Genomic DNA, 15625 nt, shown 5'->3' with positions numbered 1-15625 from the left:
GTTAGGTTAGCCTTACCTAATCTTTAGAGCCCTTGCCGGCTCTGGAAGGACACCCATACCCATGCGCGACACGATGCGCCGCCTGGCCGCGACAGGAACGCTGCTGCTGGGCCTCGGCCTGGTGGGCGCGTGCGCCGGTGACGGCGGCGAACAGCCCGCCGCGAGCGCCCCCGCGACCCAGGCCGCCTCCGGATTCCCGGTCACCATCACGCACAAGCTCGGCACCACCACGATCGAATCCGCCCCCCAGCGCATCGTCGCCCTCGGCGAGATCGACCAGGACACCCTGCTCGCCCTGGGTGTGCAGCCGATCGCCATGGCCGAACTGACCGGCATCCAGGCCGACGGGCTCGCCCCCTGGACCGCGCCCAGGATCTCCGGGGCCAAGCCGACGCTGCTGAAGGCCGGTGAGTCGGGTTTCTCACTGGAGCAGATCGCCGCGCTCAAGCCCGACCTGATCCTCGCGGGCGGCGACTACTACATCGACAAGGAGTACGCCAACCTCTCCCAGCTCGCGCCGACCACCGCCTACGAGACCGGCCCCGCCGAGGACTCCTGGCAGACGGTGGCCCGCCAGGTCGCCAAGGCGGTCGGCAAGGCCGACGAGGGCGAGAAGCTCGTCACCGACGTCGAAGCGAGAATCGACTCGGTCAAGACCACCTATCCCGAGCTGGCCGGCAAGAAATTCGCGCTGACCAGCGTCTTCCCCTCGGGGAACATCGGCGTGCTGAAGTCCGACACCGACATCAGCGTCCAGCTCTTCGAGCAGTTCGGGCTGGTGCTGCCCGAGGAGATCAGGACGCTTCCCGGCGACGGCTTCGCGGCCGAGCTGAGCATGGAGAAGGTCAAGGTCCTCGACGTCGACCTGCTGCTCAGCCACTACAACGACGACGCCGCCACGCAGAAGAAGATCGAGGCCAACAAGCTCTTCGCCGGCCTCGACGTGGTCAGGCGGGGTTCCTACGTGCCACTGGACCTCACCGCGTTCTGGCCGCTGCGCACGCCGACGCCGCTGGCGGTCCCCCACGTGATCGACCAGGTCGTGCCACGGGTAGCCGAGGCGGCCAAGGCCGTCGGCGCGTCCTGACACACCCCGCCCACCCCTTCCCCTCCCGCCGCCTCGGTGGCGGGGGACCATCTCCTCAATATGTGAGAGGCGAACATGTCGAGCCCGGTCTATGACGTCGTGGGCATCGGTTTCGGTCCTTCCAACCTCGCGCTCGCGGTGGCACTGGAAGAGGAGCACGGCTCCGGCGTGAACGCGGTCTTCTTCGAGAGGCAACCCAGGTTCGGCTGGCACCGCAACATGCTCATCGAGGGCGCCACGATGCAGGTGCACTTCCTCAAGGACCTGGTCACCCTGCGCAACCCCGCAAGCCCCTACTCCTTTCTGTCCTACCTCCAGGACAGGGGGAGGCTGGTCGACTTCATCAACCACAAGACCATGTTTCCCACCCGGCTGGAGTTCCACGACTACCTGGAATGGGTCGCCGCCTCCTTCGCCGGCCTGGTGCGCTACGACTCCGAGGTCGTCGCGGTGCGTCCGTACGACGACGACACCCTCGAGGTCGTCGTGGAGCGCGGTGACGAGCTGCACACCTGCCTGACGCGCAACCTCGTGATCGCGGCCGGGCTGGAACCCGTGCTGCCCGACGGTGTGCGGCAGGGTGAGCGGATCTGGCACACCGAGGAACTGCTGGCCCGGCTCGAATCCCTCGGCGAGCGCGTCCCGGGACGGTTCGTCGTGGTCGGCGCCGGGCAGAGCGCGGCCGAGGCCGCCGAGCACCTGCACCGCACCTACCCGTCCGCGGAGGTCTGCGCCGTCTTCACCAGGTACGGTTACTCGCCGGCCGACGACAGCCCCTTCGCCAACCGCATCTTCGACCCGCAGGCCGTCGACCACTTCTTCTCCGCCCCAGAGGAAGTGAAGCGCATGCTGCTCGCCTACTCCAGAAACACCAACTACTCGGTGGTGGACCTCGACCTCATCGACGAGCTCTACCGGCGTTCCTACGCGGAGAAGGTCGCCGGCGTCGAGCGGCTGCGCATGCTGAACGTCTCCCGTCTGCTCGGCGTGGACGACGACGGCGACAGCGCCCGGGTCAGGATGTGCTTCCTGCCCACGGGCGAGGTGAGCACGATCGAGGCCGACGCGGTCGTCTGCGCGACCGGCTACCGCGAGCGCGACCCGCGAGACCTGCTCGGCGAGGCGGGCGAGCACTGCCTCACGGGTGAGACGGGCGAGCTGCTGGTGGAGCGCGACTACCGGGTCGCCACCGCCCCCGGCCGGACCTGGGGCGTCTACCTCCAGGGGGCCACCGAGGACACCCACGGGATCGCCTCCTCGCTGCTGTCCATGACGGCCGTCCGCACCGGAGAGATCGTGCGCTCCATCGCCCGGCGCTCGGCGGGGGTCCCCCAGGGGGCCGAGCCGTAACCGGCGTTCCGGAAGGTGGCGCCGAACGTCCCGACACGGAGCGATCAGCTACGTGACTCCATGTGTTCACTTGATTACCTTTGGTGTTGTCGTGTTCCGTAGGTAACCGAGGAGGATCATGAACACCTTCATCCGCAGTGCCCGCATCGGCCTGGCAGGGGCGGTTCTGGCCGGTGCCGGCCTGCTCGGCGTACTTCCCGCGACCGGCGCCCACGCCGCGTCGTCCCAGGCCGCACCGGCGGTCGTCTGCTCGCACACGACCGCGGCCGGCTGGATCTGCTACCTGCGGTACTGCGACCGTTACTACTGCTACTACGACTGCTATCCAACCCTGACCGCGCGCAGCAAGGGAGAAAAGCCCTCCGACACCATCCGGGTTCCCAAGCCCGAGGGGACACCTCCCGCCCAGATCACCAAGCCCTGACCGGCGGAGCCGTGACACCGTGGACCGGGTGCGCGCGGTCGTGCCGTCCACACTGGGAAAAGCGCACCGCGGGGGTTCCCGCGGTGCGCCGGGTAGCCGCCCGGACAGCCATCCGGCGCGGCCGTCCGGGTAGCTCCGGCCGGCCTCCACCGTCGACGGGACCGGGCTGAGCTCTTCTCGTCCCGGGGCTCGCTCCAGGACAAGCCGGACGCAAGAGGCTTCCAAGTCGACGGGGATATCCCTTTAGCCATTCGGGCGATGGGAACGTCCGGTTCAGGGGTGAAGGGCGAGCCCCTTGAGCACCTTGTCGACCCCGTTGCGCGGCCCGTGCACCGCGAGCCCGACCAGGCGGAGCTCATCGGAGGGCACGGCGCGCACCGCGGCCCGGTTGTCCTCGTCGTTGTCGGTCTTGAACAGCTCCTCCGTGTACAGGGCCACCTCCAGCCCGCGTGCCAGCGCGCGGGCGTGTGCCGCGGCGAGGCCGGGGCCGTCCGCGGCGTAGACCAGGACGGGCTGGCGGAACATCGCCAGGTAGTGGTTGCCGGACCCGTCGGCGTACGGCTCACCCATCACCTCGGGCCCGCCACCGGCCACGCCGCTCGCCAGGAACGCGGTGACGTTGAGCTTCTGCCAGACGGCGAGGTCCGCGCGCACCACAATGCCGATCTTCGTGTCGAAACGCATGTCCCGCAGCATCGTCGGACCCGCCTCGCCGGGTCTTGAACGCTCGTGCGGCACCAGAATGGATTCATGCCGGGTGAGTGGTCGCGCTACTGGCGCTCGCCCCTGCCGGGGCTGGAGGCGATGCACGCCCACTTCGAGCGGCACACCTACCACCGGCACAGCCACGAGACCTACTCCTTCGGGATCACCGACGACGGCCGGCAGGCGTTCACCTGCCGGGGATCGGGCCACACGAGCACGGCGGGGATGGTGCTGGCGTTCAACCCGGACGACCCGCACGACGGCCGGGCGGCCGACGAGCTCGGTTTCACCTACCGGATCGTGCACATCGGCCCCGAGCTCGTCTCCGGTGCGCTGGCCGGGTTCGCGGGCCGCGCGGCCGGGCTGCCGCTGTTCGCCGAGCCGATCGTCCACGACCCGGTGCTCGCCGGAGGGCTGGGCCGCCTGCACGCCGCACTCCTCGGCGGAGCCCCCGCCCTGGTCGCCGACGAGCTGCTGGACGCGGTCATCCCCGCCCTGGTCCACCGCGCGGCCCTCAGCGGTCCCGCCGCGAGGGGTCCGCGGTTCCGGGCGGGGAGCCGGGGCGCGGCGGGCGTCGCCGGGCGCGTGGCGGAACTGCTCGAGGACGACTACCGGACCGACCACACCGCCGACTCCCTGGCCGCCGTGTCCGGATCCAGCAGGTTCACCGTCTACCGGGCCTTCCAGGCGGTGTACGGGATGGCGCCGAGCGAGTACCAGCGACAGGTCCGCCTGCGCGTGGCTCGCGGGCTGCTGTCGCGGGGCACGCCGGTCGCGGCCGTCGCCGCGGAGACCGGTTTCGCCGACCAGAGCCACCTGACCCGCTGGTTCGTCCGCTGGTACGGCATCACTCCGGGGGTCTACCGCCGTGCCGCCCGCTGACGGTGAATCGCCGGCCCGCCCGGACCATGGCTCGCCAGGATTCCTCCGGCGGGCTTCGCCTGGTGACCTGGACGGTCAGCGGCCGCCATCCCGGCGAAGGTCTCCGGCCACGGCTAGTCGATCAGTGAGCCGCAGCTGATGTTGGCGGTGGCGGCGGTCATGGCGCGAGCGCGGTCGGAGGCGACGAAGGCCGCCACGTTGCCCACGTCGTCGAGCGTCGCGGCCCGTCCGAGCATCGTCATCTTCTCGATTCCCTCGACGACCGCCTCGCGCCCCTCGAAGCCCTCGGGGAGGGTCTCGGGCACGCCGCCGGTGCGCAGGGTCACGACGCGCACGCCGTGCGGTCCGAGCTCGGAGGCCAGCTGCCTCCGCATGGATTCGATCGCTTCGAACGCGACCTGGATACCTCCCAGGTAGTGGTCGCGCAGCGGGTGGCCCGAGCCGCCGAACGCCAGGATCACCCCCGAGCCCTGCCGCCTCATGTGGCGGGCGGCGGCCCGCGAGGTCAGGAACATCGTCCTCACCGCGGTCACGACCGGTCGTTCGTAGTCCTCCAGCGACATGTCGGCCATCGGGGTGCCCTGCACATCGCCGTGCGAGATCAGGTTGAAGGACACGTCTATGCTTCCGGCCTCCGCCGCCACGGCGTCGGCGTGCTCGTCGACCATCTTCGCGTCCAGCGCGTCGACCTCGGCCGTCCGCGCCACCCCGCCGGCGGCGCGGATCTCCTCGGCGACCTTCTCCAGCCTCGCCAGGGTGCGCCCGGCGAGGAAGACGGTCGCCCCCTCACGGGCGAAGGCGCGGGCGACCGCACCGCCGATGCCCCCGCCCCCGCCGTAGATCACGGCGTTCTTGCCCTCCAGCAACATCTCGTACCTCCTGTTTGGTGGTTCTCCCGCCCGGATGTCGAGCGCCGGAGCGGCCCTTCGCCCACTTGCCGGAACCGATGCGCCCGGCGAACGAGCCGGAGGCCCGGCCGACCCGTCCCGGATCCCGCGCGTCCCTCAAGGACAAAATAATCTTGTACATAAAATTTTATTTTGTCAATGGCCGGGCGACCTCTGGCACCCGATCGGACGTGGCGCGGCGGACCGGGGAACGTAGCCCCCCGTTTCCCTGATCAAACGGCATATGCCGGTCATGTGCCGTTAACCACATTCACGGGTGGCCGTTCGCCGGTGCTCCTATCGTCGAGATCACTTGGAAAGTGGTTCTGCTGATCCTCGCCCTGGAGGTTCGTCGATGGAACGCCGCACATTCCTTCGCGCCTCGGTGCTCGGCACGAGCACCCTGGCCCTCACCGGAAGCCTCTGGCAGGACGCCCTCGCGGCCCCGGCTCAGAACGCCGCAGGTCCCTACGGCCCCCTGCTGGCCGCCGACGCCAACGGCATCCAACTCCCCGCCGGATTCACCAGCCGGGTGATCGCCCGATCCGGCCAGGTGGTCCCCGGCACCTCCCACACCTGGCACAGCGCCCCCGACGGTGGTGCCTGCTTCGCCGACGGCAGCGGCTGGATCTACGTGTCCAACTCGGAGATCAATCCCGGCGGCGGCGCCTCGGCGATCCGCTTCGACTCCGCGGGCAACGCCGTCTCGGCCACCTCGATCCTGTCGGGCACCCGGCAGAACTGCGCGGGCGGCGCGACACCGTGGAACACCTGGCTGTCATGCGAGGAGGTCGACCGCGGCTACGTCTACGAAACCCGTCCCTTCGGCGGCGCGGCGACACAGCGCCCGGCCATGGGCCGCTTCAAACACGAGGCGGCCGCCGCCGACCCGGTCCGCAAGGTCGTCTACCTCACCGAGGACGAGACCAACGGGCGGTTCTACCGCTTCATCCCCACCACCTGGGGTGACCTGTCCTCGGGCACGCTGCAGGTGCTGTGCGCGGGCTCGGCCACCTCAGGCTCCTTCACCTGGGCGAACGTTCCCGATCCCGACGGTTCTCCGACCGCGACCCGCAGCCAGGTCTCCGGATCGAAGTCCTTCAACGGTGGCGAGGGATGTCACTACGCGGGCGACACCGTGTGGTTCACCACCAAGGGTGACAACAGGGTCTGGCAGGTCAACGTCGCCGCCGGCACCTACGAGCTCGCCTACGACGACAACCTCGTCAGCCCCGGCACCGCGCCGCTGACCGGCGTGGACAACGTCACCGGCTCGACCTTCGGCGACCTCTACGTCGCCGAGGACGGTGGCAACATGGAGATCTGCCTGATCACTCCCAACGACACCATCTCCCCGTTCCTGCGCATCAGCGGCCAGGGATCCTCGGAGATCACCGGTCCGGCCTTCACCCCCGCCGGCAATCGCCTGTACTTCTCCTCCCAGCGCGGCACGTCGGGTTCCTCCTCCGGGGGGATCACCTACTGCGTGACCGGCCCGTTCCGCACCTGAGGGACTGCCGGGCCGTGCGGCGCCGATCGCATGGCCCGGCCGTCCGGTGGTTTCTCGATTCTAGAGAGACTCTCTAGAATCGGCTACGATTTTGCCATGGGACCTACTGTCGTCATCACCGGTGGCAACCGCGGGATCGGGCTGGCCACGGCCGAGGAGTTCGCCCGCCGCGATCACCGGGTGGTGATCGTGGCCAGGAATCCCGCCGCGGCGGGCGAGGCCGCCCGGCTCGGCGCCGATCTGGTCGCCGGAGATCTCTCAACTTTGAAAGGGGTCCGGGCTGTCGCCGAGGCGCTGGCCGGAACCTGCCCGCGGCTCGACGTGCTGGTGCACAACGCCGGGGTCTGGCCATCGGCGCGGCGGCTCACCGAGGACGGGTTCGAGGAGTCCTTCGCCGTCAACCACCTGGCGCCCTTCCTGCTCAACCACCTGCTGGAGGATCGCCTGACCAGGGTCGTCCAGGTCACCGCGGGCCTGTACGTCAAGGGCCGTGCCGACCTCGTGCGCACCCCGGCCGGTACGGACTTCTCTCCCCTGCGCACCTACGCCGACACCAAGCTCTGCAACCTGGCGCTGATGCCGCTGTGGGCCGAGCGCTGGAAGCCGCGGGGCATCACGATCGACGCCGTCCACCCCGGAGTGATCAGGACCGGGCTCGGCGACCGGGGCGGCCCGGTGGGGGTGCTGCTGAAGACCGCGAAGCTGCTGTGGAAGGCACCGGCCGACGGCGCGGCTCCGGTCGTACGGCTGGCGCTCGACCAGGCCGGCACCGGACGGTACTTCGACGTCGACCGTGAACTGCCCCTCGCCTCCGTGGCCGCTGACCTCGCGTGGGCGGGGAAACTGTGGACGCAGGCCGCGGAGCTGACCGGTGTCGCCTAGACAGCGGCGCGGCGAGGAGACCCGGGAGCGGCTGCTGGCGGCGGCACTGGACCTCTACGCGGAGAAGGGCGCCGACGGCTTCACCATGACGGCGGTGACCGCTACCAGCGGCGTCAGCGTCGGAAGCCTCTACCACCACTTCGGCAGCTTCGACGGGCTGGCGGCCGCCCTCTACGCGCGCTGCCTGTCCGAGCTGCTCGACGCCGTCATCGCCGCACTCGACGCGGTGCCGCAAGGGCAGGAGGGAGGCCCCCGTGACGGCACGGAGGCGCGGGCCGCCGCCGGCGTCCGGGCCGTGGTCACCGGATATCTCGGTTTCACCCGTGAGCACAGGGCCGCCGCGCGCTTCGTCCACGCCTCCGCCTACGCCGACTTCCTGGCCGCGCACGCGGATCTGATCGCGGCGGAGAGGGAGTCCAGGCTGACCTGGATCCTGGGCTGGCTGCGACCGTACGTCGAGGCGGGGCTGGTCGTGGGGCTGCCCGACGAGTTGATCGAGATGCTGGTCGTCGGCCCGGTCGCGGAGACGGCCCGCCGCTGGCTGGCCGGGGCCCCCGGCATCGACCTGGACGAGGCGTCCCGGCTGCTTCCCGAGCGGATCTGGCGATCCCTGCGGGCCGCCGAGGCCGCCGAAGCCTCGGTGACGAGGTAGGAGAGGTACGAGGTGCCAAGGGTGGAACGCCCCAAGATGGCGTGAATCACTTGATCGTACGCATACGGCATTATCACCCCCCTTGTTCATGTCTTTCGTACCCCTGTGGGAATTACCTCCTTGTGGAGAGTAAGGTTGCCCTGCCCTAATTTAGGTAAGGCTTTCCATCTCATGGAGTGACGGTGTTCGCCAGCTATCTCATCGGATTACGCGAAGGCTTGGAGGGCGCCCTCGTCGTCTCCGTGCTCGTCGCCCTCCTCGTCAAAAGCGATCGACGTGACCGGCTTCCCCTCGTCTGGGCCGGGGTCGGCGCCGCTCTCGTGCTGTCGATCGCGTTCGGCGCGCTGCTCACCTTCACCGTCGCCCATCTGGAGCACCGGCAGCAGGAGTTGTTCGATGCGACGACCTCGCTGCTGGCCACCGTGTTCGTCACCTGGATGATCTTCTGGATGCGGGGTGCCGCCCGCACGATCTCCGGTGACCTGCGCGCCAAGCTGAGCGAGGCCCTGGAGGTCGGCGCGCTCGCGGTGGCCGTGATGGCCTTCCTCGCCGTGGCGCGCGAGGGCCTGGAGACCGCGCTGCTGTTCTTCGCCTCGGTGCAGGGCGCCACCACCACCGCCGTCCCGCTGATCGGGATCAGCCTGGGCCTGGTCACCTCGGTCGTGCTGGGCTGGGCCATCTACCGCAGCGCGATGCGGATCAACCTGACCAGGTTCTTCACCTGGACCGGTCTCCTGCTGATCCTGGTCGCCGCCGGAATCTTCAAGTACGGAGTGCACGACCTGCAGGAGGCCGCCATCCTGCCGGGCCTGTCCACCTACGCCTTCGACATCAGCGGCGTGCTGCCCGCCGACTCCTGGTACGGCACCCTGCTGTCCGGGATGTTCAACATCACTCCGCAGCCGAGCGTGCTGGAGATGGTGGCGTGGGCCGTCTACGCGGTGCCCACGCTTATCCTCTTCCTGCGGCCGTGGCGTAGCCGCCCGACGCCCTCACCCGCCACCCCCTCGACCGACCCGCAGCCCGCGGGCTGAAACCGCCTGAACAGGACGATCATGCGTACTTTCCTTGCCATCGCCGCGGGTGCACTCGCTCTCACCGGCCTCGTGGCCTGCTCCTCCGAGCCCACCGCGGCCACGGGCGCGGGCGCCTCCGCCGCCCCGGCCAAGGGCGGCCCCGTCGCGGTGGCCGCCACCGACACCGAGTGCAAGGTCGCCGTCACCGAGCTGGCCGCGGGCACCTCGACGTTCGCGATCACCAACGGCGGTGCCAAGGTCACCGAGTTCTACGTCTACGCACCTGGTGACCGGGTCATGGGCGAGGTGGAGAACATCGTGCCGGGCCTGACCCGCGAGGTGATCGTCGAGCTGCCGGCCGGCAGCTACGAGGCCACCTGCAAGCCCGGCATGGTCGGCAAGGGTGTCCGCAGCCCGCTCAAGGTCACCGGCGAGCACAAGCCGCTCAGCGACGACGCCCAGCTCGCCGAGGCGACCGCCAGCTACAAGCGCTACATCAAGTCGCAGAGCGACACGCTGCTGATCAAGGCACAGGAGTTCGTCGACGCGGTCAAGGCCGAGGACATCGAGAAGGCCAAGGCGCTCTTCCCGGTCTCCCGCACCTACTGGGAGCGGATCGAGCCGGTCGCGGAGATCTTCGGCGACCTCGACCCGGCCATCGACGCCCGGGAGAACGACGTGGCCGAGGGGGAGGAGTGGACCGGCTTCCACCGGATCGAGAAGGACCTCTGGGTCAAGAAGGACATCAGCAAGGACGGCCCGATCGCCGACAAGCTGATGGCCGACATCAAGACCATCGTGGAGCAGTCCAACTCCGCCGAGCTGTCGCCGGTGCTGCTGGCCAACGGTGCCAAGGGCCTGCTCGACGAGGTGGCCTCCGGGAAGATCACCGGTGAGGAGGACCGCTACTCGCACACCGACCTGTGGGACTTCGACGCCAACCTGCAGGGTTCCAAGGCCGCGGTTCAGTCGCTCCGTCCGGTTCTGGAGGAGCGCGCCCCCGAACTGGTGAAGACGCTGGACGAGAAGTTCGCCGGGGCCGAGGCCGCGCTCGGCGCGCACCAGAAGGGCGACGGCTGGAAGCTGCACACCGAGCTGTCCAAGGACGACCTCAAGAAGCTGTCAGACGCGATCAACGCACTCGCCGAGCCGATCAGTAAGATCGCCGCGGTGGTGGCAAAGTAACGATCGTTCCAGGTGGGGGAGGGATGCGATGAGTGAGCGGATCAGCCGCAGGAAGCTGTTCGGCATGGGGGCGGCCGGCGTGGCGGTCGCCGGTGCGGGGGTGATAGCGGTGCGTGGGATCGGTGACGAGCCCGCGCCCACCACGGTCGCCTCCGTCTCCGACGCGGCCCCCTTCTACGGCGAGCACCAGGCGGGCATCGTCACCCCGGCACAGGACCGGCTGCACTTCGTCTCCTTTGACGTCATCACCGAGAAGAAGGCGGAGCTGGCCGAGCTGCTCCAGGAGTGGACCGCCGCCGCGGCCAGAATGACTCAGGGCCAGGAGGCGGGCACGTTCGGCGCGGTCGGCGGCCAGCCGGAGGCACCGCCGGACGACACCGGCGAGGCGCTCGGCCTGCCCGCCTCCGGGCTGACGCTGACCGTCGGCTTCGGTGGATCGCTCTTCGACGACCGGTTCGGGCTGGCCTCGCGCAGGCCGGCCGCGCTGGCCGACCTGCCGCACCTGCCCGGCGACGCGCTGCTGCCGGAGATCTCCGGCGGTGACCTGTGCGTGCAGGCGTGCGCGCACGACCCGCAGGTGGCGGTGCACGCCATTCGTAACCTGGCGCGCATCGGCTTCGGCCGGGTCTCGGTGCGCTGGTCCCAGCTCGGCTTCGGCCGCACCTCGTCGACCTCGCGCGCGCAGGCGACGCCGCGCAACCTGATGGGGTTCAAGGACGGCACGGCCAACCTCAAGCTGGAGGACGTGGCGCTGCTGAAGGAACAGCTCTGGGTGGGGCCCGGTGACGGCCCCGACTGGATGGCCGGCGGCAGCTACCTGGTCACCCGCAAGATCCGGATGCTGGTCGAGACCTGGGACCGGGCACCGCTGGCCGAGCAGGAGCAGATCTTCGGCCGGGACAAGGGAGAGGGCGCCCCGCTGGGCAAGAAGAACGAGTTCGACCTGATCGACTTCGAGGCCAAGGGCCCCGACGGGAAGGCCCTGATCTTCGACGACGCGCATGTACGGCTCGCCCACCCGTCCCACAACGGCGGTGCGCACCTGCTGCGCCGCGGCTACAACTACGTGGACGGCTCCGACGGCCTGGGCCGGCTGGACGCCGGCCTGTTCTTCATGGCCTACCAGCGCGACCCCCATCGCCAGTTCGTCACCGTGCAGCGCTCCCTGGCGGGCAAGGACTCCCTCAACGAGTACATCAAGCACGTCTCCAGCGCCCTGTTCGCCTGCCCTCCCGGCGTACGCGACGCGGGCGACTACTGGGGCCGCGCCCTGTTCTCCTGACCACCGAACGCATGTGATCGGCCATCGCCCGGCCGGCGACCCGCCCGCGAGAGCCGGTGCCTTGTGAGGGGCACGCCGGGTCCGGCGGGCGGGTCGGGGAAACGGACTGATCGCAAGGTCGGCACCGCGCCCCGGCCCGATCCGACGACGAGGGAAAGCCGCAGGCCGACGGCTGTCGAGGCCGCGCCGATCAGCGGCCTTGCCTGCCCGTCGTGATCGTCGTCAGCCGGTGGGCTGGGCGTTGGTGATCGGTTGTCAGGAGGGTCGTTAAGAGTCGGCCGGGATCGCCGCGGAGGGGTGGGTGTCCGATTCGGTGATGGCGGTCCGTGAACCGAGGTAGGCGTCGAGGACGTCGGGCAGGGTGAGCACCTGGTGGGGTGGGCCGGCGGCCAGGAGCCGGCCCGAGCGGAGCACGGTCACGGTGTCGCAGCAGGCGGTGATCAGGTCCATGCGGTGTTCGACCAGCAGGACGGCCACCCCGCGGTCGGCGACGGATCGGATCAGGTGGCCGAGTTCATCGGCTTCGTTGTTGTCCAGGCCTGCGGCGGGTTCGTCGAGCAGCAGGACCGATGGTGCGGCGGCGATCGCGCGAGCGATGGCGACCAGGCGCCGGCGTCCGAAGGGCAGTTGTTCGGGTTTGAGGTCGAGGTCGGGTACGAGGCCGCACTGGTCGATGGCATTCAGGGCGTCGGCGTTCAGGTGGATGCGGCCTGGATGGACCAGATCAGTGAGATAGCGGCCGGCGCGGCCGTCGTCACAGGCGACGGCGAGGTTCTCACGCACGGTCAGGTCGGAGAACAACTCCAGGGACTGGAAGGAGCGGATCATGCCGTTGCGGTTGCGGCGGCGCACGCTCCAGGTGTTGATGGCGTCGTCGCCGAGGTGGATCGTGCCGCCGGACGTGGCGACGAATCCGGTGACCGCGTCGATGAAGGTGGTCTTTCCGGCTCCGTTGGGTCCGATGAGACCGTGGACCTGCCCGGGTTCGAGGCGCAGTGATACGTCGTCGATGGCGTGCACGCCGCCGAATGCCACCCGTAGACCCTCCACGCGCAGGGTGCGCTGCTTTGTGACCCGGCTGGTCCGGGGCGGGGTGGCTGCCGTGGTGGTGGGAGCCTGCGGTGATGGCGTATGGGCGGGGGGCGCCTTCCCGGCGAGCCGATCGGTGACAGTGCCGGTGGTGCGGCGGCGGACGAGCAGGTGGTGGAGTGCCTGTCGGTTTTGTTCGAACAGTCCGTCGGGGGCGATGCGCAGTGCGATGAGCAGGAACAGGCCGCCGATGAGGGGGAGGTAGACGTTGATGTCGGGGATGCCGTGCAGCAACTGGCCGGCCAGGCCGTTGGGGACCATGAGCGATCCGATGAGTGCTCCACCGATCATGCCGACGCCGCCGGCCACGGTGACGCCGACCAGAACCAGGGAGGTGAACACGGCGAATTGCGAGGTGAGGACCACCGATTGCTGGTAGCCCAGCAGAACCCCGCCGAGCGCGGCCACGGCGGCGGCCAGGGTGAAGGCGTAGGTTTTGGCAGCGTAGACGCCCACCCCCAGCGCGGCGGCGGCGCGTTCGTTGGAGCGGACCGCCAGCAGGCGCCGCCCGACCGTGCCCCGGCGCAGATTCGCTATCGTCAGGGCGACCGCGAACAGCGCGACCAGAGCGACCACGGCGTAGCGTTCGGGGTGCAGCAGGGGGTCGATGTCCCAGCCAAGCAGGGACGGCGGGGCGATGGTGAGCCCGGCGGTGCCGCCGTTGATGTCGTCGTTGTCCAAGATGAGCTGATAGGCCACATCGGCCAGGGCGAGGGTGACCACTGCCAGGGTTACCCCACGAGTGCGCAGGGACGGCAGCCCGACGACCGCGCCGATCGCGGCGGTGATCAGCACTGCGGCCACGAGGGCGATTTCGAACGGTACGCTGCCCGACAGTTTGGCGGCGATGAACGCTCCGACCCCGGCCAGCACGTACTGGGTCAAGGACAGCTGGCCGGCGAAGCCCGTGATGACGACCATGGACAGGCAGATGATCGCGATCAGCACGGTGAAGGTGAACGCGGTCGACCACTGCTCGTCCATGCCGAACACCACCAGCACGCACAATAGGGCGAATACGATGGCCAGGCGCGTGGGCTTGATGCGCCCGCTGCCCACGGCGGGTAACCGATCCAGCAGGTGGCTGCGCAGCGGCAGCCCATGCCCGCGCAGCACCAACCAGGCGATCACTGCCAGGAACGGCACCGCGGTGGACCAGCCGGGGTTGTCCACATAGCGCTGTAGCCAGCCCTGCACCACGCCGATGCCAAGCGCGGCCGTGAAGGCCAGCGGGAAGGAGGCGAAGCCGCCGATCATGGCCGCGGCCAGGGCGGGCAGCACCAGCAACACCAGTTGGGTGGGCTCCAGGTAGGTGATCGGGCCGATCAAGGTGCCGGCGAAGCCGGCCAGCGCCGATCCCAGCCCCCAGTTGATCATTGCGATCCGGGCAGGGGAATGGCCCAGGCAGGCCACCGCCTGGGGGTTCTCCGCGACCGCGGAGGTGATGCGTCCAAAGGACGTGAAGCGGTAGAAGCCCCACAGCATCGCGGTGGCCGCACACCCCAACAGTATGATCGCGTACCGGTCGGCGCTGACCGGTGCCCCGGCGACCAGCTCCAGTGTGTCGGTGGGCAGCCAGGAAGGGGCCGGGCGGATGTCGATGCCGTAGGCGAGGATGACGGCCGCCTGCGAGACCATCAACACCCCCAGCGTGGCGATCACCCGCGTCAGCGGTGAGGAGCGGTGCATCGGCTGGATGACCACTGCGAACACGCCGATGCCGAGAACGGCGCTGACGGCGATCGCGCCGCACACCGCCACAACCAGCGGTGCATCCCACTGGGTGAACTGGTAGTAGGAGTAGGCACCGATCATGAGGAAGGCGCCCTGGGCGAGGTTCAGGATGCCCGAAGCCCGGTAGGTCAGCACCAGCGCCTGGGCGACGATCGCGAAGATCGCGCCGGAGGCCAGCCCGAGCAGAGCGAATCGAAGGATGTCCATATGCGTCCGTTTCCGCTCAGTCGGCCGAGCTCAGTCCGGCCAGGTACTCACGTTCCAGCTGATCGATACCGCCGTTGGCGTCACCACACCCGACCAACTCGCCGTTGCGTAGCAAATACCAGCGATCGGCCACATCCAACGCGCGGCGGGCCTCCTGTTCCACCAACAGCACCGCGATGTCATGGGAGCGCACTGCCTGGCGCAACACCGTGAACAACCGCTCCACCACGATCGGGGCCAGCCCGAGTGACAGCTCATCGACCAGCAAGGCCACCGGCCGGGCGGCGAGCGCCCGGGCCAAGGTGAGCATCTGCTGCTCACCCCCCGACAGCAGGCCCGCACGCCGGCCCAGCAGCGGCCCCAACTCGGGGAAGATCTCCACTGCCGCCTCGACGCCACCGCGGCCCAACAGCAAATTGTCGCGGACCGACATGCTCGCCAGCACCGAACGGTACTCGGGCACAAACGCCAGGCCCTGCCGAGCCAGCTGATGCAATCGCGCCTGGGTTGGTCGGCCCAGCCAGTGCACCTGCCCGGCACTGCGCGGCAGCTCACCCACCAGCGACATCAGTGTGGTCGTCTTGCCGGCGCCGTTGGCGCCGAACAGGGCCACGATCTCCCCTCGGGCGATGTGCACATCGATCCTGCGGATTGCCGGCAGATCGCCGTACCCGGCGCTGAGCCCGCACGCCTGCAGGACGATCTCCCGCCCGTCGTCATCTCTCATGATCAT

The 15625-nt window shown here is 69.4% G+C and carries 14 protein-coding genes; 10 read left to right on the top strand and 4 right to left on the bottom strand.

All coding sequences use genetic code 11. The annotated features are described in order from the left end of the window. The first annotated feature begins 61 nt into the window (after positions 1 to 61). From ACWD3H_RS25150 to ACWD3H_RS25140, 3 genes are all read left to right on the top strand, one after another. The gene (locus ACWD3H_RS25150; protein ID WP_451956707.1) at positions 62 to 1087 is read left to right on the top strand and encodes an iron-siderophore ABC transporter substrate-binding protein; all 1026 of its coding nucleotides are present in this window, start codon (positions 62 to 64) and stop codon (positions 1085 to 1087) included. Between the two features lie 75 nt (positions 1088 to 1162). Then, positions 1163 to 2437 (top strand): lysine N(6)-hydroxylase/L-ornithine N(5)-oxygenase family protein, encoded by a 1275-nt coding sequence (locus ACWD3H_RS25145; RefSeq protein ID WP_355561535.1) that lies wholly within the window; start codon positions 1163 to 1165, stop codon positions 2435 to 2437. 118 nt (positions 2438 to 2555) lie between these two features. Then, positions 2556 to 2861: a hypothetical protein gene (locus ACWD3H_RS25140; RefSeq protein WP_350923848.1), complete on the top strand. Its 306-nt coding sequence runs from the start codon at positions 2556 to 2558 to the stop codon at positions 2859 to 2861. A 273-nt stretch (positions 2862 to 3134) separates the two neighbouring features. Here ACWD3H_RS25140 and ACWD3H_RS25135 read toward each other — a convergent pair whose 3' ends face one another. Beyond that, positions 3135 to 3545: a DUF2000 domain-containing protein gene (locus ACWD3H_RS25135; RefSeq protein ID WP_350959385.1), complete on the bottom strand. Its 411-nt coding sequence runs from the start codon at positions 3543 to 3545 to the stop codon at positions 3135 to 3137. A gap of 66 nt (positions 3546 to 3611) precedes the next feature. Between ACWD3H_RS25135 and ACWD3H_RS25130 the strand changes: the two genes are divergently transcribed. Then, positions 3612 to 4448, top strand: a complete 837-nt coding sequence (locus tag ACWD3H_RS25130; RefSeq protein ID WP_451956706.1) for an AraC family transcriptional regulator — start codon at positions 3612 to 3614, stop codon at positions 4446 to 4448. A gap of 113 nt (positions 4449 to 4561) precedes the next feature. Here the strand turns inward: ACWD3H_RS25130 and ACWD3H_RS25125 are convergent, their stop codons facing one another. Then, positions 4562 to 5317: an SDR family NAD(P)-dependent oxidoreductase gene (locus ACWD3H_RS25125; protein WP_451956705.1), complete on the bottom strand. Its 756-nt coding sequence runs from the start codon at positions 5315 to 5317 to the stop codon at positions 4562 to 4564. Positions 5318 to 5690: 373 nt separating this feature from the next. On the opposite strand from ACWD3H_RS25125, the gene ACWD3H_RS25120 reads away from it, so the two are divergent. The 6 genes from ACWD3H_RS25120 (at position 5691) to efeB (ending at position 11862) form a co-directional block, all read left to right on the top strand. After that, positions 5691 to 6845 carry an alkaline phosphatase PhoX gene (locus ACWD3H_RS25120; RefSeq protein ID WP_355561523.1) on the top strand — a complete coding sequence of 385 codons (1155 nt, stop codon included), beginning with the start codon at positions 5691 to 5693 and terminating at the stop codon, positions 6843 to 6845. Positions 6846 to 6941: 96 nt separating this feature from the next. Continuing rightward, positions 6942 to 7727: an SDR family NAD(P)-dependent oxidoreductase gene (locus ACWD3H_RS25115; RefSeq protein ID WP_451956704.1), complete on the top strand. Its 786-nt coding sequence runs from the start codon at positions 6942 to 6944 to the stop codon at positions 7725 to 7727. Then, positions 7717 to 8379, top strand: coding sequence for a TetR/AcrR family transcriptional regulator (locus ACWD3H_RS25110; protein WP_451956703.1), 663 nt, complete (start codon positions 7717 to 7719; stop codon positions 8377 to 8379). The genes ACWD3H_RS25115 and ACWD3H_RS25110 overlap by 11 nt, the downstream gene beginning before the upstream one ends. 182 nt (positions 8380 to 8561) lie before the next feature. Next, a complete protein-coding gene (efeU, locus tag ACWD3H_RS25105; RefSeq protein ID WP_355561514.1) occupies positions 8562 to 9413 on the top strand; it encodes an iron uptake transporter permease EfeU in 852 nt (283 codons plus the stop codon). A 21-nt stretch (positions 9414 to 9434) separates the two neighbouring features. Then, positions 9435 to 10580, top strand: coding sequence for an iron uptake system protein EfeO (gene efeO, locus ACWD3H_RS25100; RefSeq protein ID WP_355561511.1), 1146 nt, complete (start codon positions 9435 to 9437; stop codon positions 10578 to 10580). Positions 10581 to 10608: 28 nt separating this feature from the next. Then, on the top strand, positions 10609 to 11862 hold the full coding sequence (efeB, locus tag ACWD3H_RS25095; protein WP_355561508.1) for an iron uptake transporter deferrochelatase/peroxidase subunit: 1254 nt from the start codon (positions 10609 to 10611) through the stop codon (positions 11860 to 11862). 267 nt (positions 11863 to 12129) lie between these two features. Here the strand turns inward: efeB and ACWD3H_RS25090 are convergent, their stop codons facing one another. Together ACWD3H_RS25090 and ACWD3H_RS25085 are read right to left on the bottom strand one after the other, a co-directional pair. Beyond that, complete coding sequence (locus ACWD3H_RS25090; RefSeq protein WP_451956702.1) at positions 12130 to 14892, bottom strand: ABC transporter permease subunit; 2763 nt, start codon at positions 14890 to 14892, stop codon at positions 12130 to 12132. Positions 14893 to 14908: 16 nt separating this feature from the next. Then, the gene (locus ACWD3H_RS25085; protein WP_386308636.1) at positions 14909 to 15619 is read right to left on the bottom strand and encodes an ABC transporter ATP-binding protein; all 711 of its coding nucleotides are present in this window, start codon (positions 15617 to 15619) and stop codon (positions 14909 to 14911) included. Positions 15620 to 15625 lie beyond the last annotated feature (6 nt).

The sequence above is a fragment of the Streptosporangium sp. NPDC002607 genome, from assembly GCF_053592655.1.
This window is presented reverse-complemented; position numbering and strand designations above follow the sequence as displayed.